Raw genomic sequence first — 25,300 nt, 5'->3', positions numbered from 1 at the left:
GCTTAAAAAATATCACCTGCTATGGCATTAGGATTGCCAGTCGAGCTGGCAATGACGGCAGTGTTGGCTTTTTCCTCTGGCGCTAAGATTTGCGCTAAGGGGGGCAAGGTTTGAGATGATTTGTGAAGGGGGCCATGCGCTAGAACAGAAATACCGCCCATTTCTTTGAAAAGTGTATCCTCGCAGCTATTTTTGGTTGAGCGACAAGTGTAACAACAACAGCGATCGCCCGTGAAACCATGGAAGACCTTTTATTCGATTTTATCTCTAAATACGTTTCTCTCACCAACGAGGAAAAGAACGCAATCCTTTCGTTAAACCTATTTCACTCGGTGAAGAAAGGGACGATTTTACTCAAAGAAGGGCAAAAGTCGAAAAATAGCTACTTTGTTTTAAAAGGCTGCATGAGGACCTATTACATAGTAGATGGGGAAGAAAAAACAACTGCTTTTTATACCGAAATGGAAGCTTTAACGCCTCCTTGCGTCATCAGCAACAAGCCTTCCGAATATTATGTCAGTTGTACCGAAGACACCATCCTTATCATTTCAACGGCGGAGATGGAAATGGAAATCAACGGCAAATTTCCAAAGTTTGAAACCATGTGCAAGCGCTTGTCCGAAGAAAACTTAGTGAAACAGCGAGTAGACTTTGACGAGTTTAAGACTTCTTCGCCCGAGCAACGCTACCTGAATTTATTAGAAAAAAGGCCAGACCTGATCCAACGCATCCCACAATATCAATTAGCGAGCTATTTAGGGATGAAACCCGCCTCTTTAAGCAGAATAAGAGCAAGGATTGTAGAGAAAGGCTAATTTCATTTCTTCACTTAAGTGAACGAGTGGTGGCTGCTGGCCCTGCTACTTTAGCATATTATTTAAACTCAGATATAGATATGCTAAAGAAGATTTTAGGAATTGCACTTGCCTTAGTATTGGCAAGAAACTTACACACCAATGCACAGGATACCCAACCAGACAGCACTGACAGAAAGTACTTTATTGGAAGCACGTTTTTAATGTTAGGGAATTGTATCCCTAACGACCGAAACCCACCTCATTTTATCCAGCTCAATGTGGGCTATAGAATAACCCCTAAAGATGTTGTTTTCCTAGAATTGAAAAAATCGAGGTTTGCTTATCCCTTAGGCATTCCCTGGGGAAAATCATTTGATGCTCCTGGAGAAAACTATCCTGGCCATGTGCGCCAAAATGTAATTGGACTGGCATACAATCGTTTTTGGTGGAAAGGACTATACACCGCCATTCATGCCATGAATGCCTTTCAAAGGTACTATAACGAGCAGGATCAAAAGATAGCAAATGGTTTTACCTTGTTTATGACCTACCGTTTAGGTTACCAGCTTCAACTGTTCAAAAACCGTTTCTTTATTGAACCTTCTGTGGGTTTAACGCATTGGCCCATTAAAACCAATACCCCGCCATCATTTAAAGCAAAGGAAAATAAATGGCCTGCATACTTTGGCTTTGAGCCAGGACTTCATTTTGGGTTTAACTTTTAATTGAGCATTGATGAATACGCAAAACATATCTCCAATGATACTGGATGACATGAAAGTCTATGTGAAATTGAAGCTTGCTTTTAACTTTAGGGCGAGAAGAAAATGGCTGATGCGAAAAACCCATCTAATTCAAAAAGGAAGACTTGATATCCTGCGCACTTTTATCCTCGCTTTACCTCCTAAATTTATTACGAAGTTTAAAAGATTGCGTAGCACTGCTTAAGTAAAGGATGGATGAAGGGGATAAATAAAGAGATCGTCTGATTTGCAGACCATCTCTTTCCCTTCTGCTTATCCTGTCACTTTTAAATACTCAATTTTCCCGTCGACAATATCAAAGTGAAATTTTAATGTAATTGGACTCCCGTCAAATGTACCCGAACATTCGGCAGTTAAGATACTCGAGGTATCATTTTCGGTATATGCAAGAGGTTTCATTACTGATCTATAGTTCTTGTTCGATTCTTCAATCCAATGCTGAATATCCTGCTTTCCTTGATGCGTTTTACCTTCGTCAAACACCACGGCGTTTTCAGAAAAGCAGTTGGTGTAGGCAATGCTATTGAAACTGTTCTGTGCACTAATTAAGTCTGTAATTACTTTTGGTAAATTCATGATTATAATTTTTAAGGTGATTAGATGGTTGGTACGGTACCGCCATCGATTACAAATTCTGTTCCTGTTAAATAGTTAGCTCTAGGCGAAACAAGAAAGCCAACCAATTCAGCAACTTCTTCTGGTTGGGCAGGCCTTCCATAAGGTATTCCACCCAAGGCGTCCATCACATTTTGTTGTGCTTCTGCTATAGTGCTATTTGAATTTCTTGCAATTTCACCTAGCCAAGCTGTAGATGCGGTAGTATTTATCCATCCTGGCGAAACAGTTAATACACGAACACCTTTTGGTGTAACTTCATTCGATAAACTTTTGCTATAGTTTCTCAACCCTGCTTTTGCGGCGGCGTAAGGCAAAGTAGAATCGTACAAGGGCAGTTTACCTTGAATAGAAGCGATGTGAATGATCACACCACTTTTTTGAGCTATCATTTGTGGTAAAAATCCTCTATCTAGTCGGACAGGAGCAAGCAAATTAGCCTGCAAGGTTGATTCCCAATCTTCATCTGTTAACATGTTAAAGCCACCAGCAGGTGTTACGGATGAACCAAGATTGTTTACAAGAATGTCCAGTCTTCCGTAAGTGGACAGCACTTCACTGATTACTTTTTGTGTTCCTGCTGCCTTGCTTAAATCCGAAGGAATGAAATGCAGCTTGTTGTTTTCTTTTTCGGGTGCGTTTCTTGCGGTAATAATGACAGTTGCGCCAGCCTGTAGCAGCCTTTCTGCAATTGCCCTTCCAGTTCCTTTTGTCCCGCCAGTTACCAGTGCAATTTTACCAGATAACTCATTGTCGAAATTAAATATTTGTTCCATTGTTCTCTATTTTGTACAAAGTTGGGATGTATATAACAATCTGGCAATAAGGGAATATCGAATTGCATAGGGACAAATTTTTCCCCTATTTTGCAATTTGCAACATTGCGCTAACTTTGCTATATGTACGAGAGAAAAATACCCTTGAACTTGAATTGCGGCCTTGATCTTATTGGCGAAGTCCTTTACGGGAAATGGAAAATACGCTTGCTATGGTTTATCAATCAAGGGCATAAGCGTCCCAGCGAGCTTCAGCGTAAAATTCCAGATGCTTCAAGAAGGGTGCTGACTATTCAATTGAAAGAACTGGAAGACCATGAGTTGATTTCAAAGGTAATTTATCCTGTTGTGCCTCCTAAAGTTGAATATAGCTTAACTGACTTTGGACAAACTTTAATTCCTATTATTTCTGCCTTAGGTTTTTGGGGAGATGAACACGAAGAGCGTTTAAGAGCCCTAATTTTAAAACGGCAACCTACTGCTCCATAAAGATTATGAATATTTATCCTTAGGTTGGTGTAATTACCAACCAAAACAAAAAATCCCCATCAATTTGATGAGGATTTTTTTGTGGAGCTGAAGGTTTCTGGATCTTATACAGTTTCTTACTAAATTGAACAGTAAAAAAGTAGTAAGGCCAAACGTATTTTGCTTAAATTGCTCCATCATTATAAATACCTTTTTATGAAAATGCTCCTCCTTATCGGCTTGGTTTTTCCGACTACTGTATTTGCTCAGGTGTTACCTGCCAAGAAACTTCAGACCATGTTTGAAAAAGCAGCGCAAAATGGGCTGTTCAATGGGAATGTCATGGTGGTAGATCAGCACAAGGTGGTTTACAACAAAGCCATTGGATATGCCGATGCTGCGAAAACGACTCCACTCACTACAGACTATCGCTTTCACATCGGTTCCATTGCCAAAGAATTTAATGCAGTGGCAATCATGCTGCTGGTAGATAGGGGGAAGCTGAAACTCACAGATCATGTAGATCAATATTTGCCTGAACTTCCGCAGTGGAGCAAAAAGGTGACCATCAAAGATTTGTTGGGCTATACTAGTGGGGTTCCCGATGTGCAGTGGAAGAATGTAAAGTCTGATGCGGAGAATATGGCTAATTTGATCCACACCGAGAAACTGGACTTTGAACCAGGTAGTCAGTATGCGTACAATAACAACAATGTCTTTCTACAGCGAAGAATTATAGAGCGTATTACGGGAATTCCATTTCAAGACTTTGTACAAAAAGAATTACTGATCCCGAATGGAATAACCCATGCCATTATTGATCCGAAAGAAACAGAGCCATTGGTAGCGCATGCATTTGATGATAAAGGGAATACGGACTCTATGGAGATTCCTATTTCGGGTTGGACAGCGGTAAATCTGAACGATTTTTATAAATGGTCTCAACTCTTGGTCAATTTTAAAATCATTTCTCCAGAATCGACCCGATTTTTGCTCATTCCTTATACGCCTAGCCGACAATCGGGCCTAGGTTTTAAAGGAGCGATGAAAGACCGTAAAATCATCAACTTTGAGCATGACGGTACTTCACGAAATTATCAGGCACTATTGGTATGTAATCCAGAAAAGGGAAGAACGGTGATATTGATGACCAATAACAAACAAGGTAATTTGTACGACCTAAATACGGCCATCCAAAATATACTCGACGGAAAACCTTTTCTGCAGCCCAAAAAGCAAGTGATGTCCTTATTGCAGAACGAAATTGAAAATTTGCATGGGAACGAAATCACGGCCTATTACCAACAGTTAAAAAAACAACATCAGGATAATTATGCTTTTGACGCCGAGGCAAGCCTGAATACACTAGGTTATTATTTACTCAACAAGAAAAGGACAGACGATGCCATCGCGGTATTCCTTTACAATACACAGCTCTTTCCAAAGTCGGGCAATGTATTCGATAGTCTTGCTGAAGCTTATCTTGCGAAAGAAGACCATCCAAATGCACTTAAGTATTATAAGCTTTCGGTAAAATTAGATCCCAAGAATGAAAGTGCTAAAAGCCTGATCAAAAAGCTGGAAAACAAATAAAATGGTCGCATGGATCTCCATGAATACTAATGTAGATGTATCCTTTGGTGTGATCACCATTATCCTCTGGTTGGTGTTATCACCAACCAACAATATTAAACTACCAAAACAAAAAATCCCCATCTATTTGATGAGGATTTTTTTTGTGGAGCTGAAGGGAGTCGAACCCTTGTCCAGTTGTGTGATAAATTATGCTTTCTACGTGCTTATTTTCCAATTGGTTTTAGAGATGCGTCGGGCTGGAAACCGACCTTGACAACATCCTTAGATACTTTATTTCGCGATTGCATCGTACCTCTACAAAAGCTAGCATGGTTATTTCGATGCCTCTGATGCTAACCTAACTATGCGGCAGTTAGCGAGACAAAAGCTTTCTTAATTCTAAATTAAGCAGCTAAGGCGTAGTTATTTTCGCCAATTATTGTTTTGAACGTTCTCTTTAAAGTGCTCTCCGTACAACGCACTGCATGCTTACATATTCAGCGCCACCCTGTCAAATCCAGGAACAGCCCCTTTTAGTGGTTAGTAACTAGTGATTAGTATTTGGTAATTACTGCTACTAGGGTACAAATGTACAAATAAAATGTGAAAATAGGAGGCTAGGGATTAGTAATTAGGAACTAGGAACTAGGGGTTAGGAGTTAGGGATTAGTAGTTAGGAACTAGGAATTAGGAGTTAGGAGTTAGGAATCAGGAATTAGTTATTTTCACTAACCACTAACCACTAACCACTAACCACTAACCACTAACCACTAACCACTAACTCCTAGCTACTATTTATCCCAACTTTCTCCCTGTATTAATCACATTTACCCCGTTGAAACGAGTGGTTGGACTGCCATGTGATACCGCACTGGATTGGCTCGGTTGTCCCTTCCCATCTGAAAAAGTACCACCCAAACGGTAGTCACTTTGATCGCAACGCTGTACACAGGAGTTCCAAAACTCTTGGGTGTTGGCTTGGTAGGCGGCGTCTTTAAACATGCCCACAATTTTGCCTTCCTTAATTTCGTAAGCCAATTGTGCACTGAACTGGAAGTTGTAACGTTGTTGATCGATAGAGTAGGAGTTTCTACCAAACATGTAAATGCCTTTCTCTACGTTTTTCACCATATCGGCAGCCGATAAAGGCGCTTTGCCTGCTTGTAGCGATACGTTTGGCATTCTTTGGAATTGGATACTGTCCCAGCTATCGGCATAGCAGCAACCTTGCGATGCTTTTAAACCTAAAATATGTGCTTGATCTCTGATGGTTTGATAGTTGACTAAGATGCCATCTTTAATGATATCCCAATCACCACATTTCACGCCTTCGTCATCGTAACCCACGGCACCTAACGATCCCGCTTCTAATTTATCGGCCACAATATTTACTTCCTTGCTGCCAAAGTTGAATTTCTTGCTTTCCCATTTATCCAAGGTCAAGAAACTGGTCCCCGCATAATTGGCTTCGTAACCCAATACACGGTCTAATTCGGTAGGGTGTCCTACAGATTCGTGAATGGTAAGGAAAAGATGTGTAGGATCCAGTACCAAATCATATTTGCCTGGCGCCACAGGTTTGGCTTTCAGTTTTTCATCTACGTGTACAGCCGCTTCACGTACATCTTCCAGCATGTCGTAACGTTTTTTGTACATTGTTACGGGGCCACCTTTGATCTTTTCGCTATCCAACGGTTGCATGTATTCAAAACCCATGCCCATTGGCGCACTTAAAGCGTTGCGAGTTTCAAACTTTCCAGCTGCTGCATCTATTTTGGTAAGGGTAAAGGTAGGCCAAATGCGGTGAATGTCCTGATCAATGTAAGAGCCATCAGTAGAAGCAAAATACTTTTGTTCGTTCACCATAAACAGGTTGCTGTTGATGTATTTTGCACCTCCTTTAAGGGCTTCGTTGTTTACATTAAGCAGTAAATCTACCTTGTCGGCAATAGGCACTTCAAAAGCGTTGGTTAGGATAGGGGTTTTCCATGAGACTTGTCCGTAACCTTTTTGTGGGGCCAGTTGCACGGGTTCGTCCATCAGTTTGGCATTTCCTTTGGCAATGGCTGCGGCCATTTTAGCGGCTTTGGCAATACTGTCGTTATCCAAGTTGTTGGTGGCGGCAAAGCCCCAAGCCCCATTGGCCAATACCCTAATGCCCATGCCGTACGATTCGGTATTGGCAATATTGTCGACCCTTTTTTCGCGGGTAGCGATCACTTGGTTAAGGTAACGTCCAATGCGCACATCGGCATAACTGGCACCATTTGCTTTGGCGGCGTTTAGTGCCACATCTGCTAGTCGCTTTTTTAGGGCCACATCCACAGGCGTGAGCGCTTCCTCTACGGAAATGATCTTGCCAAACACAGGAACGCTAGCGGCCATAGAGGCTCCAGCAGTCATGCCTGTAAGGTATAAAAAGTCTCTTCTTTTCAAGATTTCTAGTTTTTGAAATAGCAAAGGCTGTTTAAACGGATTAAAATCCGTCATCTCGAAACGAAACAAAGTGGAGTAAGCAATCTAGCTACTCGTTAGATTTCTCCTACTAAGGTCGTCGAAATGACGGATGCTTGTTTAAACAGCCTCTTTTTAAATTATATCGCGTCAGATAATGACGAGAAGGTAAAATCTCTAATTTTCATTGGCGGGATAAGTCCGCTGCCCGTACGTACCGGTTTTCCCAATGCTTCTACGTTGTTCAGCATAATGACTGGACTTTCGTTGAACCTAAAGTTTTTAATTGGGAATTTGATTTCGCCATTTTCGATGTAGAAAGTACCGTCGCGGGTAAGTCCTGTAAGTAATAACGATTGAGGGTCAACCATACGGATGTACCAGAAACGAGTGACTAAAATGCCTTTCTCTGTGCTCTTGATCAAGTCTTCTAACGATTGGTTGCCACCTTCCATCACCAAACTACGGCTAAAAGGAAGGGGTTGTACGTTCTTTTGTGAAGCCCAGTATCTTGAATACGATAGGTTTTTAACCACGCCATTTTGTACCCATTGTGTTCTGGTGACAGGTAAACCGTCGCCACTCCAAGTAGAGCCTGGGATTTCAGGGTTAAGCGGATCAGAATAGATGTTTACATTTTCAGAAAACAACTGTTCGCCTAAGCGGGTACCGCCACCTTTTTTGCTCATAAAGCTACGACCTTCGTCGGCACTACGGGCATCAAAACCTCTGAACATGTTGCCTAACATGTCGCTGGCTGCTAAAGGTTCTAAAATGACAGTGTATTTTCCTGGCTCAATGGCTTTGGCACCAGCAGATCCGTTGGCTTTGCTTGCAGCAATTTTGGTTAACGCAAGGGTATCCATTTTGCTCAAGTTATTGAAATCTTGATCTACATAGCCTGAACCTGTACCTTGCTTGTTACGCATGGTTACCGAAAAAGACACGTTAGTGCTTTTGTTGTAGGCGAACAGGCCTTTCGAATTCATGATGGAACTGAAACGGGTGCTGTTCTCTAGGAAACCAGCGGCTTCTAAACCTCCAGCTTTGGAAACCCCAAGGCTTTTGGAAACCATGTCGGCCCTGGTTTCAGGTGTCATGGCTGCGGTATTGGCATTGTAGGTTAATGACTCTGCAAAGGTTTGCGGACCTAAAGGAGGCATGTACTCTGGATTTTCAGGGGCTAACATGGCCAGCTCTTCGGCTCTTTTTACTACTTTTTGTAGGGAGGCATCATCAAACTCGTTAATGGTGGCCGTTCCTGTTTTTTTACCAAAAGTGGCACTTACGCCTAAACTCATCACAACTATTTGCCCTGCGGTTGAAACGGCATTTCTGGCATAGCGGATGTTACCGCCGTCAGAGCCATTTAAACTTACCTCACAAGCATCGGCCTTGGCATAGCTCAATACCTTTTTTAAAATTGCTTGTGCTTCTTCTTTACTTAATATGGCCATATTATATTTTTCTTGCTGTATTAATTACGTTAACTCCATTAAAACGGGTGGTGGCACTACCATGCGAAACGGCACTGCTTTGCGATGGTTGTCCTTTACCATCGTTAAATGAACCGCCTAAACGATAATCGCTTTCATCGCAGATATCGGTACACGAGTTCCAGAATTCTTGCGTGTTGGCTTGGTAAGCCACATCGTTAAGCATGCCTACAATTTTTCCGTTTTTGATCTCGTAGAAAATCTGTCCACCAAATTGGAAATTGTAGCGTTGTTGGTCAATAGAGAAACTGCCATCGCCAATGATGTAAATGCCTTTCTCTACGTTTTTGATCATGTCATCAACGCTTAGTTTTTCTTTACCCGCTTGTAGGGATACGTTAGGCATTCTTTGGAACTGAACATCGTCCCAACCTTGAGCATAGCAGCAACCTTGCGATTCGTTTAGCCCGATGATATGTGCTTGATCTCTAATGGCCTGATAGTTTACCAGTACACCATCTTTAATCAGATCCCATTTTTTACATTTTACCCCTTCATCATCGTAACCCACAGCACCTAATGAACCTACTTGGGTTTTGTCAGCAAATAAATTCACTTTGTTGCTGCCAAATTTGAAGTTTTTAGATTGCCATTTGTCTAAGGTTAGGAAGCTGGTTCCTGCATAGTTGGCTTCGTAACCTAATACACGGTCAAGTTCGGTAGGGTGACCTACAGATTCGTGGATGGTTAACCATAAATGTGATGGATCAAGTACCAGATCATATTTTCCAGGTTCTACCGATTTGGCGGTTACTTTTTCGGAAGCTACTTTAGCGGCTGATTTTACATCCTCCAGCATGTCGTAACGACCTTTGTAACGGGTCACGATTCCTGCTACTTTATCTTCTGGACGGGCGTTCATGTACTCGTAGCCCATGCCCATTGGCGAACTTAGGGAGTTACGGGTTTTGAACTGACCAGAAGCCCTATCAATACGGGTAACGTTAAAGGTTGGATAAATACGGTGTACATCCTGATCGATGTAAGAACCATCGGTAGAAGCGAAATATTTTTGCTCGTTTACTGCAAAGATGGCCGAATTGACAAAGCTAGCACCGTTTTGCATGGCAATGTCGTTTACGTTGAGTAGTAAATCTACCTTTTCTTTTACAGGAACTTCAAAAGCGTTGATTTCGATGGGGGTTTTCCAACTTACTTCGCCAAAACCTTTTTGAGGGGCTAGCTGTACAGGTTCGCCTTGTATTTGCGCATTGGCTTTGGCCACAGCCACGGCTTGTTCGGCTGCTTTGGCAATGCCGTCTTTGGTTACTTTGTTGGTAGCGGCAAATCCCCAACAGCCATTTACAATCACGCGGATACCAACGCCGTACGATTCGGTATTGGCAACGCCTTGTACTCTTTTTTCGCGAGTGGCTACAAATTGGTTCAGATACCTGCCAATACGAACATCAGCATAGGAAGCACCTTTTGATTTGGCAGCATTCAGCGCCACATCGGCCAGTTCTTTTTTAATTTTTGGATCTACTCGGACCAGTGCCTGCTCAGGGTCTATCGGCATTGCATACGCAGATAAATCGGGGAGTACCAAGGCACCCATTCCCATTCCGGATAGATAAAGGAAATCTTTTCTTTTCAAAGTGGTTCGGTTTAGGTGATTAATAAACCAAATTACTCAAATGGATAAACACTTGCCCTATACAAAGTATAACATTTTAGTTTCAAAGCTAATTTTGGTTGTAAAGGCGGCTTTCGAACCACAAAAAACCAGTAGCCAATACAAAAGCTATAAAAAACCACCACTTGGAAATGGTTTTTTTAAGGATGATAGTCGTTTGGGGCAAAACTTTTGGTGATGGATGTGATAGGGCGTAGGCGATATTCTGCTTAATGCGTTGATCAGCACTAAGCGCTTGCCAATTTTCTTTTCCAAAAACAAAAAAGTGCTGCTTTTGACCATCAACTGCAACTTGATGCCAGCCTGATTGTAATGGCCAGTATTGGAATTGCCAACGATTGCTGAACAGCATGTTTTGTTGGCTGCTCAAGCTTTGTTGTTGGTTAGTGATTGCTGGAATAGTAGCGCTAGGTGTGGACAAACTAAAGTTAAGTTTGCTCATGTCCCTAGGGATATTACTTTCGGTTTGAAGTAAATAGTTTGGTGCTGTGTTACGGGCGGCAGCTTCAAGCAAGCTACTCCAATATAAGGCATAGTCTTGTTGGTTGCCTGTTAAGCGCCATTGATAGCTGTTGGAAAGGGTAGTGGTAACTATTTTTCCCTTACCGTATAATTTTTGCACCGCAATGGCTGATGGTCCATCTAAAACCAAGGGCTGTTGATCTGGACGGTTTCCTATTGAAAATGGCGCTTGTTCTGGTAGAGCTGCCAGTTTTATTGGTGACGAAGTCAATTGCAGCTGATTGATTTTCTCCTGCTTTTTAATTGCCGCTAAGTTAAAGCTTTTCAGCCAAGGTTCAGTGGTATTGGGTTCTTGTGCTAAAATAATCAAACCCAGTCCTTGTGCAACGGCTTGTTTGATGGCTTGTTTTTCTGAAGCGGATATGCTTTCAAACTCCTGTTGGTCTAATAGCAATACATCTTCCTTTTGCAGCAATTGCGTGCTTAGGCGATTGATGTCGATATTACTTCTGTTGAGGAATTCGATGCTGTATTTGTCTTTACTGATCCGATTTCTCAATGCCAAGGCATATTGGTTTTCGTAGAGCCATTTTTTAAGGAAATTGTACTCGAAACCAGGGGACGAACCTAACACAACTATTTTTAAGGAGGTTTTGGCTAAGGTTTGTACTGGAATGGGTTCTTGGCTTAGGGTATCTTTGCCTTGTAGCGCCACCAATTGTAAAACCGACCGACCTTTTTGTTTGATCTGGTGCTGGAACGAAAACTTAGTCGTGCTGTTTCCAATGATTTGGGTTGAATCTAAAGTCTTTCCAAAGCCAATCAGTTTAAGGTTTACCGCTTTTGACCTGTGGTGACGATATTGGCCCTGTACCACTAAAGTTTCACCTTCTTTCAACTCATCTTTCCAATGGCAGGCAATTACGCCGCTTGGTTTTTCTGCAGGATGAAATTCGAGAGGAATATTTTTGATTTGTTTTAACTGTTCGCCAGTTAATCCATATCCATAAACGGCGATGTTATTGATTTCGGGATGCGCCGCTAAATGGTAGGCTAAATCGGGAATGAAGTTGGCCTTGCGCTTTAAAGTTGATGCTAAGGCTTCCTCAAGGAAGTATTTTTGATGTGGGATTTGGGCTAAGCCATCAGCGTGGTAACCTGCACTAATGATGTTGAGCTGCGTAGGTTGCTGTTTGCTTTGCTGGTTAACGTTTATGGGAACAATTAACAAGGCTAACATGGCTACTGCCAATAAGCTGGCGAATAACCTTGCTCCGAGCCAGTGTTTGTTTGGTCTTTTAATTTCCTGATACACCAATAGGCATAACAACAGCAAACAAGCGATCCATATATATAGGTTAAATGCCATTGCTGTCCTTAGTTTTTAAGATGATTAAAATAACGATCACTTAATTTCTTAACGCTTCCACCCATTTCAGCTTGGGGATTTGCCTTTTGAATACCGATTAACTGGTAAATGGCTTTAGAAAGCTGTTCCAAATCTTTTGCCTGCGGTGTTTTAGTGTTCACCAAGTTCCGCAGACTTTTTAACGCACCCAAATAACTTTCAGGATGACTGGCTGCTGCAACAATAATTTGCCTTTCGGCACTTTGCAACAGGGCTTTGTCGTTAGTGGTAAATGCTCTTCCATCTTTGTGCAGGTTTAATAAAGATAAAAGGATCCGAAGCTCTTCATTGCTACGGTCTTTATTTTCAAACTGTGCACTTTGTCGAGGTTCCACAATTTTGTCTAGCTCCCCAGTTAACCTTTTTTCATTCTTTAAGGCGGCCGTTTTAACCGTCGTTTTAGCTACGTAAGCCCTCGATTTTTGTTGTAGGTCTTTCAGTAAACGTAACGCTTTGTATTCAAAAGGAAGTGCTTCTTGGGGTTTGTAAGTCCTTAATTTAAGTTCCGAAGTCCACATCTCGTTAAGAACCGCTTTCAATTGTTGTTTGATGGCAGGTTCAAAAAAGGTGGCATCTTCGGCAATGTCATGCTTGTGGGCGTAGCGGTCCATTAGGGCTTGTACATCGCCAAACTTTTCCTCTCCGTGGTCGTGTCCATCATGCTCGTCGTGATCTTCATGATCGCCACCAATGGAGGTTTCATTTTCTTCGCCTAAGAATTTGCCATAACGCAATCGAAGGAGTTTTTGGTCAATGGCCAGGCCGTTGCTTTTCTTATTGAAATCCTCTGTGCTGAGGGAAGTTCGTTCGCCTAGCAATTTTTCGGTATCTAAAATAATCTGGCGTTGACTTCTGAAGTACTCTGGCACTAAATTGACACCCGAGGCCATTCCCGCCATGCTCATCAGCTCGGCTGTGTCTACAATGTTCACCATGTACACATCAGAACGGCTCAATTGCCCCTTATTATCCTGTGCTTGGATAAAGAAATACAATTCGTCTCCTGGTTTCATGCCCAAGCTTCGCAGGTCGATTGATTTTTGAAGGGCGATACTTTTACGATTGGCAAAGGAAGCATCAAACTGCAAGCGCTTTTCCGTAAAGCTTACACTTTCGCCTTTGCCGCTGGCCATGGTGGCAGAAATATAAGCGCTAGTGATGCCATAATCGTCACTCAATTGCGCTTTAATATTGATTTGCATCGGCTGACCAATATCAATGGTATGCTGCGGTTTTGGTTGCGTGATGTTGATTTTTACGGGATAATCTGGAATAACTTCAATTTGGTAAAGGTCAGATTTCTTGCCGTCTAATTCCAGTTGGTAAAAACCTTGCTTGTCCAGTTTTCTAGAGAAACTCCATAAAGTGGAATCTTGGTTCAAGGGTTTTAACGTGACCTTTTCCACCTCATTAAAAAACACATGGAAATGACGAATGGCTTTATTCGTTTGGATGTGCCAAACCACTTCGGCGTCTAATTCGGCCTTAAGGTAAAACTGGTTTTGTTCCCTACGAGATTTGCCAGTATAGCTTGGTGGGGTAATTTCAACCGAGTAACTCGAAATTTGCGGTAGTATCTTTTCTTCCTTGCGGATGTTGATGTTATTTGTTTCAAGTTGGTCAGTAGCTGAGTGGAACCTTGTTGGAGGAATGAACAAGTAGCAGCTTAGTCCAATCATTAAACACGCAAAACTGATCCAATTTTTGAGTTGCAGATCGTTGAAAATGTTCTTCTTAGGCAATAGCAGAAGTATTTTTTGAGCTTGTAAGCGTTGCAAAGTACCTAATTGATCTTGTGGTTTTAGCAGTAGACCACTGCTATCTTCCAGTTCAGGGAATTGACTATCAAGGTGGCGTGTAATATGTTGCTCGTTGATTTTCCATAGTGGATGAATCACTAAAAATACTACTACTGATAACACAAAAGCAGTGAGGTAAGTCCAGTAGCCCGTACCGAGAAAATAATAAAGTAAACTACCCACCAGCAATGCAATGCCCAAACTTAAAGCTAGGCCTTGTAAACTAAGCAGTAAAATCCTTCTACTTTTTAACCCTTGTATGTATCCTTTGCCTTCCATCTTATGCCTGTTTCAAAGGAGTTTGTTTACGATAGGTGAATAGTCGTTCCACTAAAAACACCAAAAATGCCAAAGCCCAAAGGTATTTGTCCAAGTTTAGGTTAGGCGAAAGCAGGGTAGGATTGTCTTTGGAGTTTTCAAAAGTGGCAATGGGCTGTTCGTTCATTTGAGCTGGGGAGGCTTGTTCCTCAAAGCCAAATTGCTTGTTAGTTTGGCCATACAATAAAGGGAACAGTACTTCCACAAATTGATCTTTCCATACCAAATCCGTCCATTGCGGATTTAGCCTGCTGTAAAAAGTGTATTCGTGTACTTGTTGTGCTTGTTGTACTGTTAAAAGGGCTTCTCCAAAACCATCTTCCCATAAGGTTTGCCCTTTTGCTTCGCTCGCTACTCGTTTTAAAAGCTTGGCTGGTGAAGCATTGCCCACCGAAGTATTCCCAAAGTTGATGAAGCTATTTTCGTTGGTGGTTTTTCCCTTCGCATATTTAAACAATACCCCATTTGCTTTTAGGTTTTTGCGAAGATCATTGGGGATATCCGTATCTGCCAACCAAAAAATGGCATCTAAGGGTTGCTTGCTGCTTTGGCTGTAAATGGTGATAGACTGATCAAGGTATTCGCCAATGGCATTAACGGCTGCCTTTACATATTTGCCATCTAAAGCATTGCTGGAATGAATCATTACCTGCATTGCTGGCGCTGATGAAACTTTCTCTCGCTGATAAATGACCGTGTTGCCATTAGCTTGAGCCTTTAAATTGAGGTTTAAAAAAGATTTTCGATAAGCTGATAGAGTATCTAAAGGCGGTGTTTGCCAATGAATCTGTAAATGGAGCTTTGGTAATTCCTCCTCAAAAGCTAGTGCCGTTTTAGGTGCAAATATCCATACGGGATACTGGTTAGGAAGCTGATGGTTAGCTTGTTTTAGCAGCGAAGTATAGCTCAATGGAGGGAGACTATCGATAGTTGTATTTGCAGTGTCTTTAAGCGATAATGATTTAAATCCTAATCCTAATTGACGGAATTCAAAACCCTTATTCAGTAAAGAATCAATGGTTTTACGATGGTTTTGATAAGTTGTTTTTAGGTTTTGCTGTTCTACCAACATCCATCCGCCTTGTTTGGCTAGGGGCTTGCCTTTTAAAAAAGGTTGCGCCAATAGCAGGGCTAATATCGCTAGCAGTAAACAACGCAATAGCAATAATAACCAATCGCTGATCACGAAACTTCTGGCATTTGATGCGGCGCTTTCGCCCATTAAGGAAATACTGCCCACCTTTAAGGTTTTGCCCTGCTTTATTCGCCATAAATGAATAACGATAGGAACAAGGAGTGCCGTTAAGGCCAATAAACCGATAGGGTATAGCAAATTCACGGTTAATGGTTTAGCTTATTTCTTTGGTTTAAAAAATCTCTCAAAGCCTGGTCAAGCGCCTCATTGGTGTTCAGTGTTCTGTAATAGATATTCCTGTTCAGCATTTCTTTTCTGGTGTTTTGCAGGTGTTCGTTCATCCTTTCTTGATAAGCACTTTTTGCCTTTTTTTGATCCAACTGGATGACTTGCCCACTTTCCAAATCTTCAAAGGAAGAAAAGCCTTTAAAATCAAGCTCAAGTTCATTGTTAGCAAGAAGGTGGAATACCAAAATTTCATGCCTTAAAGGCAACAACGTATCCAATAGTTTCAGCAGCTCGCCATCTTGTTGGTAAAAATCGGTGAAGAAAATCAATAGTTCTCTCTTTCGAGGACCAGCAAATATTTCCTTATACTGGATTTGTTGTGTAAAACTACCTTCAGGCTTGATGTTCTCCAATTGATAGAACAAACGGCTCAAGTGTTGAAAATCTTGACGAGTGTTCATGGCAAACAGTCCTGTGTTTTTAAAGATGTACAAACCCACCGCATCGCCTTGTAAATTGGCTAAATAAGCTAGACAGGCTGCGGCATAACGGGCATAATCCATTTTAGTTTGGTTTCCATCGCTGTGGTTCATAGAAGCGCTGGCATCTACCAATAAACGAACCGAAATGCTGGTTTCCATCTCCGATTCGCGGATGTAATAACGATCTGAACGTGCAAACATCTTCCAATCTAAGGAGCGCAAATCGTCGCCAGCTTGGTAACTTCTGTACTGACTAAACTCCATACCAGCCCCTTTAATGGTGCTTTTGTTAATCCCATGCATAAAGCCATCTATCGTAGCTTTTGCCGCTAACGATAAAGGTTTGATGGCCATTAATACTTTAGGATCAAGCAGTTTACTCATTAGATGCTGTTTTTGGGCCTTGATACTGCTTTCAATAACTCGTCGGTCGCTTTGTCTGCGGTGATGTTTTCGGCATCAGCCTTGAAATTCATCAACACCCGATGACGCAGCACTGGATAAGCCATGGTTTGGAGATCTTCCATGATTACGGCGTACCTACCTTTAAATAAGGCACGGGCTTTTGCAGTTAAAATCAATGCTTGTCCAGCACGAGGTCCTGCCCCCCAACGCACCCATTCTTTGATAAAAGGGACGGTAGTGGTTTCTGGTCTGGTGGCACGAACCAATTCGCTGGTAAAGCTAATGAGGTCATCGCTGATGCTCACTTCACGCGTAAGTTTTTGCAATTGTTTGATTTCTTCGGCCCCAATAATGGCATTTACTTTAGCTTGCTTAGCACCTGTAGTGCTGCTCAAAATCTTGGTTTCTTCGGCCGCAGTAGGGTAGCCTATTTTAATATAGAGTAAAAAACGGTCTAATTGTGCTTCGGGCAAAGGATAAGTTCCCGCTTGTTCTATAGGGTTTTGCGTAGCCAATATAAAAAACGGACGATCTAAAGGATAGGTTTGCCCCGCATAAGTCACTTCAAATTCCTGCATCGCTTCCAATAAAGCCGACTGCGTTTTAGGTGGTGTACGGTTCACCTCATCTGCCAAAATGATATTGGCAAACAGTGGGCCCTTATTAAATTTAAAGAAACGTTTGCCCGTGCTGTGGTCTTCCTCCAAAATTTCAGTACCAATAATGTCGGTAGGCATCAAATCTGGCGTAAATTGAATGCGCCTAAAAGAAAGGTCTAAAGCTTGTGCCATGGTGCGTACCATTAAGGTTTTGGCCAAGCCAGGTACCCCTTCCAATAAGCAATGTCCGCCAGCCATTAGGGCAATGAGCATTTCGTCAATGATCTCGTCCTGTCCTACAATTACCTTTTGGATTTCGGTTTTTAAGGAAGTAATTTTTTGAATAAGGTGATTTAGGTTGTCTGTTGAAATTTCCACGCAGCAAATCTTTAGTTAAATAGCAATTGATATGTCAATATAGCGCATATAGGAACTAAAAATGAAGCGTATTTTAAAGAATATCAAAAAAATTACAACATTAGCTGGCTATAAAATGGCTTTTAGCAAAAAATGGACTTAATTTAGGTTGATGTATCAGTTAAAGTTTACGTTTGCAAGGATAAAATATACCTCGGGTGACTGGGATACGGATCAGCGTATGCCTGCCAATGTGCTCAATTCGTTGTTGGAGTATACTACCATTCCGTTGGAACCAGAAGAGAAGATTGTGGAGTTAAGTAGCGCCGATATCTTTAAGTATCCTTTTTGTTATTTAAGTGGACATAAACTGGTGCAGTTTAACCGACAGGAAGCCGCTAACTTTAAAACTTACGTCAATAATGGAGGTTTTGTTTTCGTGGATGACTGTAACCACGATATCGATGGGCTGTTTGCACGCTCTTTTGAAACGCAAATGGGCAATCTTTTTGGAGCTAGTGCGCTAAAGAAAATCCCTAATAATCATCCTCTCTATAGTGCTTTTTTTAAATTTGAGAAAGGCCCACCCAATACTTCATTTGAATTGAATGGCTGGGGTGATGATTTGGTGCACGATTATCTGAAAGCAGTGAGCATTAACGGGCGCATTGGTGTTTTGTACAGTAACAAGGACTATGGTTGCGAGTGGGATTACGATTTTAGAAACAAACGCTTTTTAGCGGAAGACAATACCAAGTTTGCCATTAACATTATCATGTACGCCATGGGCGTTAATAATTCTTAGGAGTTAGGGATTAGTTTTAATGATTAATGGTTAAGGATAAATGGCTAATGTGTGATTAGGAACGCACTATCTACCGCGCTTTGTCATTCTGACTGCACCTGTACCGACTCTTCGGTAGCGAGGAATCTCTTAGTTGTTATACAAAAAAGGCTTGCAAAGTTGTTTAAACCCTACAAGCCTCCAAATTATATAATTCTTTATTTACTAACTACTAGCCACTAATTCCTAGCTACTAACCACTAGCCACTATTTCCTAATTCCTAGCTCCTAGTGTTAAACTCTTCCCGGATATTGTTGTAAAGCTAACTCTAAGCAATCCATCGCAGCATTTAAATCATCTACGTTAAGCACATAGGCCATACGTACTTCATTTTTACCAGAACCTGGTGACGAATAAAAACCTGTAGCAGGGGCCATCATTACCGTAGCGTTGTTGTGCTCAAATTTCTCTAAAATCCACTGACAGAATTTGTCTGCATCATCAATAGGAAATTTAGCCACTACATAAAATGCACCACCTGGATTAGGACAGAAAACCCCATCAATGTTGTTTAATCTATTCACTAACGTATCTCTACGCAAAGTATATTCCTTGTTTACGGTTTCGAAATAACTATCAGGAGTATCTACTGCGGCAGCACCAGCAATTTGCTCCACCATTCCTGGGCTTAAACGTGCTTGCGCAAATTTTAATCCCGAAGCAATTACTTCTTTGTTTTTGGTGATTAAACAGCCTAAACGAGCACCACAAGCGCTATAGCGTTTAGAAACGGTATCCATTACCACTACGTTTTCATCCAAGCCCTCAAGGTGCATTGGCGAAATAAATTCGCGACCATCGTAGCAGAACTCACGATAAGCCTCATCAGAGAACAAGAACAAATCGTACTTAACGCATAGTGCTTTTAAAGCTTCTAGTTCTTCCCTTGAATATAAATAGCCTGTTGGGTTGTTAGGGTTGCAAATAATGATTGCCTTTGTTTTTTCGGTAATCAACTTTTCGAACTCAGCAATAGGAGGTAGGGCGAAACCATTATCGATGTAAGATAAAATAGGTTTAACCACTACGTTGCTCATACAAGCAAAGCCGTTGTAGTTGGCGTAAAAAGGTTCAGGAATAATGATTTCATCACCTTCGTTAACACAAGTTTGCATGGCAATGGTAATGGCTTCTGAACCACCAACGGTTACCAAAATATTTTCAGGGCTGATGTTGTAACCCAGTTTATTGTAATATTCAGTTAGCTTTTTTCTGTAAGCTAAAGTTCCTTCAGAAGGGGTGTAGGCCCAAACATTAAAATCAATGTTTTTAATAGCGTTTAACATTCCTTCGGGAGTTTCTATGTCTGGTTGGCCTATATTAAGGTGATATACCTTTTTTCCAGCGGCTTTTGCCTGATCGGCGAAAGGAGTAAGTTTTCTAATGGGTGAAGCGGGCATTTGAAGCCCTTTTTCTGATATCTTTGGCATAGGGCAAAAATATAAAAACCCCGTTGCAATAACGAGGTTTTTACCAAAATATTAATGTAATAAATTAGGTTCTATTTACTAGCGGCAGCTACACTTTCGCCTTTCAAATAAAGCACTTTAGTAGTGGTTCTGGCGTTTGAAGTAACGGTAATAGCCACGTTAAATGGTGCAGGAGCGCCTGATTTTTTTACGGTAACTTTAATGAAACCTTTTTCGCCTTTTTTCACTGGAGTTTGCGTGTACTCACCAACCGTACAGCCACAAGTAGGCTCTACTTTTGAAATGATCAATGGTGCATCGCCTTCATTGGTGAAGTTGAACGTATAAGAAACGGCTGCATCTAGCTTAATCTTTCCTAAATCATGTGATTCAGATTCGAATTTAAATTCTGCTGGTTTTGTCTGAGCGTTAGCTGCAAACCCTAATCCAACTACGGTAACCAATAACAATAATAGCTTTTTCATGTCTGCTGATTTGAGTTTAGTATATACACAAATTTAATGTTTTATAATTGAAAACAAAAAGCATTCCAAATATTATTTGGGTATTTCGTTCAGGTAGAATAAGAAAGAATTGTATCTTTGCCACCTAACCAACTTCTTGCTTATGATTTCATCAGGGAAAATTATTACCAATGAGATTGACGCTTCGGAACTCAGTTTTGAAGACTTTAAAGCCATCGTGATAAACGACTACAAAATTGCTGTAGAAAGCCGTCAGGCGAGTTTATTAGGCCGAAAAGAGGTGCTCACGGGTAAAGCCAAATTTGGAATATTTGGCGATGGTAAGGAAGTGCCACAGCTAGCTATGGCCAAAGTTTTTAAGAACGGCGATTGGCGTTCGGGCTATTATAGAGACCAAACTTTTGCCTTCGCAACTGGGATATCTACCCTTAAAGAATTTTTCGCCCAGTTGTATGCCAATCCAGACGTTAATGCAGATCCTGCATCGGCAGGCAGGCAAATGAATAGCCACTTTTCTACCCGTTCATTAAATGAAGACGGAACGTGGAAAAATCTTACCGAAGTCAAAAATAGCTCAGCTGATATTTCTACTACAGGTGGTCAAATGGCTCGCTTGGTAGGTTTGGCTTATGCTTCAAAATTGTTCAAACAAAATAAGGAACTTGATTACCTGAAAAACTTTTCGGTAAATGGTAATGAGGTTGCTTTTGGAACTATAGGTAACGGTTCTACGTCAGAAGGTGTATTCTTCGAAGCATTTAATGCCGCTGGAGTATTACAAGTACCTATGGCGATTTCTGTTTGGGATGATGGTTACGGGATTTCCGTGCCTGCAAAATATCAAACCACTAAGGAAGATATTTCTGAAATCCTTAAAGGTTTCCAAAGAGAAGAGGGAACCAATGGTTATGAAATTTTCAAGGTAAAGGGATGGGATTATCCAGCTTTATGCGAAACTTATCTGAAAGCCATAGAAATTTGCCGAAACGAGCATGTACCTGTTTTGATCCATGTTACCGAGGTTACTCAACCACAAGGGCACTCTACTTCTGGCTCGCATGAGCGCTATAAAAGTAAAGAGCGTTTGGAATGGGAGCGTGAACACGATTGTATCGTTAAGATGCGTGAGTGGATGATCGAATCGGCCATTGCGACCAAGGAAGAACTTGACGAATTAGAAGAAACGGCTAAAAAGCACGTTAAAGAGGTGCAGAAGGAAGCTTGGAATGAATTTTTGGATTCTATTAAACAAGAACAAGCTGAAGTAGTACGCATGATCAATAACTTGGCCAATGGAGATCCAGGTATATCGAAAATTGCTGCACAGTTAGCTTCTATGCACGATGCTTTACGTAAAGAAGTGGTTTCTGCCGCCAGAAAAGCCATCAGGCAAAGTGTAGATAAACCTACGGCCGAACGCGAGGTACTGATTAACTGGTACCAAGGAAAAACCGAATTTTTTACTGAACTATACAATTCTAAGCTCTTTACAGAAGGTTTAGAAAGTCCATTTAAGGTGAACCATGTTGCTGCACAATACAGTGAAGATGGTAAAATGCTTGATGGAAGAGAGATTTTAAATGCTTGCTTTGATGCTAATTTTGCCCGTGATGCAAGGTTGCTTGCTTTTGGGGAAGATTTAGGGGCCATTGGCGATGTGAACCAGGGTTTTGCAGGTTTGCAGGCTAAATATGGCGAGTTGAGGGTAAGTGACGCGGGAATTAGGGAAGCCACGATTGTGGGACAAGGAATTGGTTTGGCTATGAGAGGCTTGAGGCCTATTGCCGAAATCCAATATCTAGATTACTTGCTTTATGCTATTAATGTATTAAGTGATGATTTGGCAACCTTGTCTTATCGTACAAAAGCGGGACAAAAAGCGCCTTTAATTATCAGAAGCAGAGGCCACAGACTAGAAGGTATTTGGCATTCAGGCTCACCAATGGGAATGATATTAGGCAGTTTGCGTGGCATGCACATTTGTGTCCCTCGTAACATGACCCAAGCTGCAGGAATGTACAATACTTTGTTTAGGTCTGACGAACCTGCTTTGGTGATTGAATGCTTAAATGGTTATCGTTTAAAAGAGAAATTACCAGAGAATGTAGGAGAGTTTACGGTTCCTTTAGGCAAAGCCGAAATCATTAAAGAAGGAACTGATATTACGGTAGTGAGTTATGGCTCAACGCTTAGGTTAGTGGAAGAAGCGGCAGAAGAGCTGACCGCATTTGGCATTTCATTGGAAGTGATAGATGTACAAACCTTATTGCCTTTCGATTTAGATCACGCTTGTGCAAAGTCCCTACAAAAAACTAATAAATTGCTTATTGTGGATGAAGATGTACCTGGTGGTGCAAGTGCCTTTATCCTTAAAAATATTTTGGAAGACCAAAAGGGTTATTACCTGTTAGATGGTAAGCCACAAACTTTAGCGGCAAAAGCCCACAGACCTCCTTATGGTTCTGATGGTGATTATTTCTCTAAACCATCTGTAGATGATATCATTGAAGTGGCTTATGCCATGATGAATGAAGGCAACCCTGAGCGTTATCCAAAACTATATTAAAGATTGATAAATGGGAATTATCATAAAGGCGGTAGAAATACCGCCTTTTTTGTTTGGTATGCTGTTAAGTTTGTGGCTCTCAAAAGCTCGTCATAATGGGTTGTTTGGGATGTCGTCATTTCGACTGGAGCAAAGCGGAATGGAGAAATCTTTGAACTTGTAATTAAATATAATTAAGATTTCTCGACTACACTGCGTTCCGCTCGAAATGACGTGGTGTTGGATCTAGTATGCGAATACTAATTACGATGCTTCTTTTCACCCATATATTTTTGCTCACCTGCCTTAATGGCTAAAGCTAAATCATTTTCTTCTGGTGGGATAGGACAACGATAACCATCGCTGTAAGCACAATAGGGATTGTAAGCTTTATTGAAATCCAATTCAATGCTTCCATTGGTAATGTTACCACTTTTTAAATCAATATATCTACCGCCACCATAAGTTTCTTTGTTGTTGGTTTGGTCGGTAAAAGGGAGGAAGAGGTAATCTCTATAAGCTGGGTTAGCTGATAAGGCTACATTCTTGTACAAAGTCAGTTGTGTAGGTTTTCCGTTAAGGTTAAAGTCAAGTTTGGCATATCGGATGTATTCAGCCGTAGTGCCCGCGTAGGTAGGCATTTTGAAGGCTTTTTCACCTTCTAATAAGGTTACTTTTGCGGTTACTTTGTAAGTGCTGTCTGCCTCATAAAAACGAAGGTGTTTTAAGTCTCCTTCTTTCAATGGCGAATGCTCGTTAGTCACAAAATCTGCCTTGTATTTTTCACGGTGAGCTACAATTTGCTCGTTAAAGCTTTGAGCAGACGCACCTAGCTTCAAAACAAGTAATGAACCGAGTAAGATCAATTTAACTTTCATCTCATAAAACTATGAAAAATCTGTGTATCCATGCCTGAAAATATTTGCCACAGATGCACAAATGAAATCGTAGATGAATTATTATTAAGCTCTAAATAAATATAAAAAAGAAATCTGTGTATCTGTGGCTAAAATTACTCGCCACCAATACACAGATCAAAATATTTTAATTTACAAATTACAGTTTTACAGCGCGGTTTCTTAATACGTGGTCTGCTAAAACAAGTGCTGCCATTGCCTCTACAATCACTACCGCTCTTGGTACCACACAAGGATCATGACGGCCCTTGCCTTTTATTTCGGCGGCTTCACCAGCAGCATTAATGGTTTGTTGGTTGTGCATAATGGTGGCCACAGGCTTAAAACCTACTTTAAAGGTAATGTCCATGCCGTTAGAAATGCCGCCTAAAATGCCTCCAGCATGGTTGCTAATGGTTTTAAACTGTTGCTCTTCTTTCGCTTTAGGCAACGGAATATCGTTGTGTTCAGAGCCTCTCAACTCGGTGCCGTCAAAACCTGAACCATATTCAAAGCCGTGTACAGCATTAATGCTCAGCATGGCTTTCCCTAAATCTGCATGAAGTTTATCAAAAACAGGTTCTCCCAATCCAGCAGGACAGCCTTTTACCACACAAGAGATTTTGCCACCCACGGTATCACCATCCTTGCGTACGCTATCAATGAATTCAATCATTTCATTGGCGGTAGCAGGATCAGCGCAGCGAACAATATTTGCTTCTCTTAATTCAAGAAGTTCGCTAATGTCATTGCTTTCTAAATTAGGGGCATTAATTTTTCCTACCGCGGTTACATGGGCAAAAATATCAATGCCTTGATGTTTTAAGAATAACTTGGCAATAGCGCCAGCTGCTACGCGAGCTGCTGTTTCTCGAGCTGATGATCGGCCACCACCACGATGATCACGAATACCGTACTTAGCATCGTATACATAATCGGCATGGCTTGGGCGGTAAACATCTACATTATGACCATAATCCTTGCTACGTTGGTCTTCGTTGGGGATCAACATTGCAATAGGCGTGCCCGTGCTTTTGCCTTCAAAAATACCTGATAGGATTTGCACCGTATCGCTTTCCTTGCGTTGTGTAGTAATCTTCGATTGACCAGGTTTTCTTTTGTCTAATTCTGATTGAATGAAATCCAAATCGATGGTTAAGCCTGCGGGACAACCGTCTAAAATTACGCCAATTGCCGTTCCATGCGATTCGCCAAAAGTGGTGATGCGAAATAATTGTCCAAATGAGTTGCCTGCCATTTTATTAGTATATAGTCGTTAGTATTTAGTAGTTAGATTGTCAACGTTTTTTATAGATCATGAGATTTGCGGTAGTCTAAATACTTTG

Annotated in this window: 21 protein-coding genes and 1 other RNA gene; 7 read left to right on the top strand and 15 right to left on the bottom strand. The window is 41.3% G+C overall.

The genetic code is table 11. The features are described 5' to 3' along the window. The first annotated feature begins 239 nt into the window (after nt 1-239). Both DUT70_RS06095 and DUT70_RS06090 read left to right on the top strand, forming a co-directional pair. Complete coding sequence (locus tag DUT70_RS06095) at nt 240-815, top strand: Crp/Fnr family transcriptional regulator (RefSeq protein ID WP_113646362.1); 576 nt, start codon at nt 240-242, stop codon at nt 813-815. A gap of 80 nt (nt 816-895) precedes the next feature. Continuing rightward, nucleotides 896-1,522 carry a hypothetical protein gene (locus tag DUT70_RS06090; protein WP_113646361.1) on the top strand — a complete coding sequence of 209 codons (627 nt, stop codon included), beginning with the start codon at nt 896-898 and terminating at the stop codon, nt 1,520-1,522. 291 nt (nt 1,523-1,813) lie between these two features. Here the strand turns inward: DUT70_RS06090 and DUT70_RS06080 are convergent, their stop codons facing one another. Next, nucleotides 1,814-2,137, bottom strand: coding sequence for a nuclear transport factor 2 family protein (locus DUT70_RS06080; RefSeq protein WP_113646359.1), 324 nt, complete (start codon nt 2,135-2,137; stop codon nt 1,814-1,816). 20 nt (nt 2,138-2,157) lie between these two features. Next, the gene (locus DUT70_RS06075) at nt 2,158-2,952 is read right to left on the bottom strand and encodes an SDR family oxidoreductase (protein WP_113646358.1); all 795 of its coding nucleotides are present in this window, start codon (nt 2,950-2,952) and stop codon (nt 2,158-2,160) included. A gap of 123 nt (nt 2,953-3,075) precedes the next feature. On the opposite strand from DUT70_RS06075, the gene DUT70_RS06070 reads away from it, so the two are divergent. Together DUT70_RS06070 and DUT70_RS06065 are read left to right on the top strand one after the other, a co-directional pair. Beyond that, complete coding sequence (locus tag DUT70_RS06070; protein WP_113646357.1) at nt 3,076-3,441, top strand: winged helix-turn-helix transcriptional regulator; 366 nt, start codon at nt 3,076-3,078, stop codon at nt 3,439-3,441. A gap of 195 nt (nt 3,442-3,636) precedes the next feature. After that, a complete protein-coding gene (locus DUT70_RS06065) occupies nt 3,637-5,013 on the top strand; it encodes a serine hydrolase (protein ID WP_113646356.1) in 1,377 nt (458 codons plus the stop codon). A gap of 143 nt (nt 5,014-5,156) precedes the next feature. On the opposite strand, the gene ssrA is transcribed toward DUT70_RS06065, so the two are convergent. The 9 genes from ssrA to DUT70_RS06020 all read right to left on the bottom strand — a co-directional run bounded on the left by ssrA (nt 5,157) and on the right by DUT70_RS06020 (nt 17,795). After that, nucleotides 5,157-5,526, bottom strand: a transfer-messenger RNA (tmRNA) gene (gene ssrA, locus DUT70_RS06060). Between the two features lie 264 nt (nt 5,527-5,790). Beyond that, nucleotides 5,791-7,431, bottom strand: a complete 1,641-nt coding sequence (locus DUT70_RS06055; RefSeq protein ID WP_113646594.1) for a TldD/PmbA family protein — start codon at nt 7,429-7,431, stop codon at nt 5,791-5,793. Nucleotides 7,432-7,589: 158 nt separating this feature from the next. Next, nucleotides 7,590-8,906 (bottom strand): TldD/PmbA family protein, encoded by a 1,317-nt coding sequence (locus DUT70_RS06050; RefSeq protein ID WP_113646355.1) that lies wholly within the window; start codon nt 8,904-8,906, stop codon nt 7,590-7,592. Nucleotide 8,907: 1 nt separating this feature from the next. After that, on the bottom strand, nt 8,908-10,542 hold the full coding sequence (locus DUT70_RS06045; RefSeq protein ID WP_113646354.1) for a TldD/PmbA family protein: 1,635 nt from the start codon (nt 10,540-10,542) through the stop codon (nt 8,908-8,910). A gap of 88 nt (nt 10,543-10,630) precedes the next feature. Further along, complete coding sequence (locus DUT70_RS06040; protein WP_128353310.1) at nt 10,631-12,412, bottom strand: hypothetical protein; 1,782 nt, start codon at nt 12,410-12,412, stop codon at nt 10,631-10,633. Between the two features lie 8 nt (nt 12,413-12,420). Further along, nucleotides 12,421-14,529: a DUF4175 family protein gene (locus DUT70_RS06035; RefSeq protein WP_113646352.1), complete on the bottom strand. Its 2,109-nt coding sequence runs from the start codon at nt 14,527-14,529 to the stop codon at nt 12,421-12,423. A gap of 1 nt (nt 14,530) precedes the next feature. After that, nucleotides 14,531-15,907 carry a BatA domain-containing protein gene (locus tag DUT70_RS06030; protein WP_113646351.1) on the bottom strand — a complete coding sequence of 459 codons (1,377 nt, stop codon included), beginning with the start codon at nt 15,905-15,907 and terminating at the stop codon, nt 14,531-14,533. A 2-nt stretch (nt 15,908-15,909) separates the two neighbouring features. Further along, the gene (locus tag DUT70_RS06025) at nt 15,910-16,797 is read right to left on the bottom strand and encodes a DUF58 domain-containing protein (RefSeq protein WP_240432035.1); all 888 of its coding nucleotides are present in this window, start codon (nt 16,795-16,797) and stop codon (nt 15,910-15,912) included. Next, nucleotides 16,797-17,795, bottom strand: a complete 999-nt coding sequence (locus tag DUT70_RS06020; RefSeq protein ID WP_113646350.1) for an AAA family ATPase — start codon at nt 17,793-17,795, stop codon at nt 16,797-16,799. Before DUT70_RS06020 ends, DUT70_RS06025 begins: the two co-directional genes overlap by 1 nt. A 151-nt stretch (nt 17,796-17,946) precedes the next feature. Here DUT70_RS06020 and DUT70_RS06015 point away from each other — a divergent pair, with 151 nt between their 5' ends. Further along, nucleotides 17,947-18,579, top strand: coding sequence for a DUF4159 domain-containing protein (locus tag DUT70_RS06015; RefSeq protein ID WP_113646349.1), 633 nt, complete (start codon nt 17,947-17,949; stop codon nt 18,577-18,579). 273 nt (nt 18,580-18,852) lie between these two features. Here the strand turns inward: DUT70_RS06015 and DUT70_RS06010 are convergent, their stop codons facing one another. Further along, nucleotides 18,853-20,049 carry a pyridoxal phosphate-dependent aminotransferase gene (locus DUT70_RS06010; RefSeq protein ID WP_113646348.1) on the bottom strand — a complete coding sequence of 399 codons (1,197 nt, stop codon included), beginning with the start codon at nt 20,047-20,049 and terminating at the stop codon, nt 18,853-18,855. Between the two features lie 71 nt (nt 20,050-20,120). Next, complete coding sequence (locus DUT70_RS06005; protein ID WP_113646347.1) at nt 20,121-20,513, bottom strand: DUF1573 domain-containing protein; 393 nt, start codon at nt 20,511-20,513, stop codon at nt 20,121-20,123. 142 nt (nt 20,514-20,655) lie between these two features. On the opposite strand from DUT70_RS06005, the gene DUT70_RS06000 reads away from it, so the two are divergent. Both DUT70_RS06000 and DUT70_RS21320 read left to right on the top strand, forming a co-directional pair. Further along, nucleotides 20,656-23,079 (top strand): thiamine pyrophosphate-dependent enzyme, encoded by a 2,424-nt coding sequence (locus DUT70_RS06000; RefSeq protein WP_113646346.1) that lies wholly within the window; start codon nt 20,656-20,658, stop codon nt 23,077-23,079. 10 nt (nt 23,080-23,089) lie between these two features. Continuing rightward, nucleotides 23,090-23,242, top strand: coding sequence for a hypothetical protein (locus DUT70_RS21320; protein ID WP_205529737.1), 153 nt, complete (start codon nt 23,090-23,092; stop codon nt 23,240-23,242). 76 nt (nt 23,243-23,318) lie between these two features. Here DUT70_RS21320 and DUT70_RS05995 read toward each other — a convergent pair whose 3' ends face one another. Both DUT70_RS05995 and aroC read right to left on the bottom strand, forming a co-directional pair. Next, nucleotides 23,319-23,936 carry a DUF1684 domain-containing protein gene (locus DUT70_RS05995; protein ID WP_113646345.1) on the bottom strand — a complete coding sequence of 206 codons (618 nt, stop codon included), beginning with the start codon at nt 23,934-23,936 and terminating at the stop codon, nt 23,319-23,321. Nucleotides 23,937-24,114: 178 nt separating this feature from the next. After that, nucleotides 24,115-25,212 carry a chorismate synthase gene (gene aroC, locus DUT70_RS05990; RefSeq protein WP_113646344.1) on the bottom strand — a complete coding sequence of 366 codons (1,098 nt, stop codon included), beginning with the start codon at nt 25,210-25,212 and terminating at the stop codon, nt 24,115-24,117. Nucleotides 25,213-25,300 lie beyond the last annotated feature (88 nt).

Origin of the sequence: Pedobacter chitinilyticus, assembly GCF_003313385.1 — a bacterium.
GTDB classification, from domain to species: Bacteria; Bacteroidota; Bacteroidia; order Sphingobacteriales; family Sphingobacteriaceae; genus Pedobacter; species Pedobacter chitinilyticus.
The sequence above is the reverse complement of the archived record's forward strand: the minus strand, read 5'-3'. Positions and strand labels throughout refer to the sequence as shown.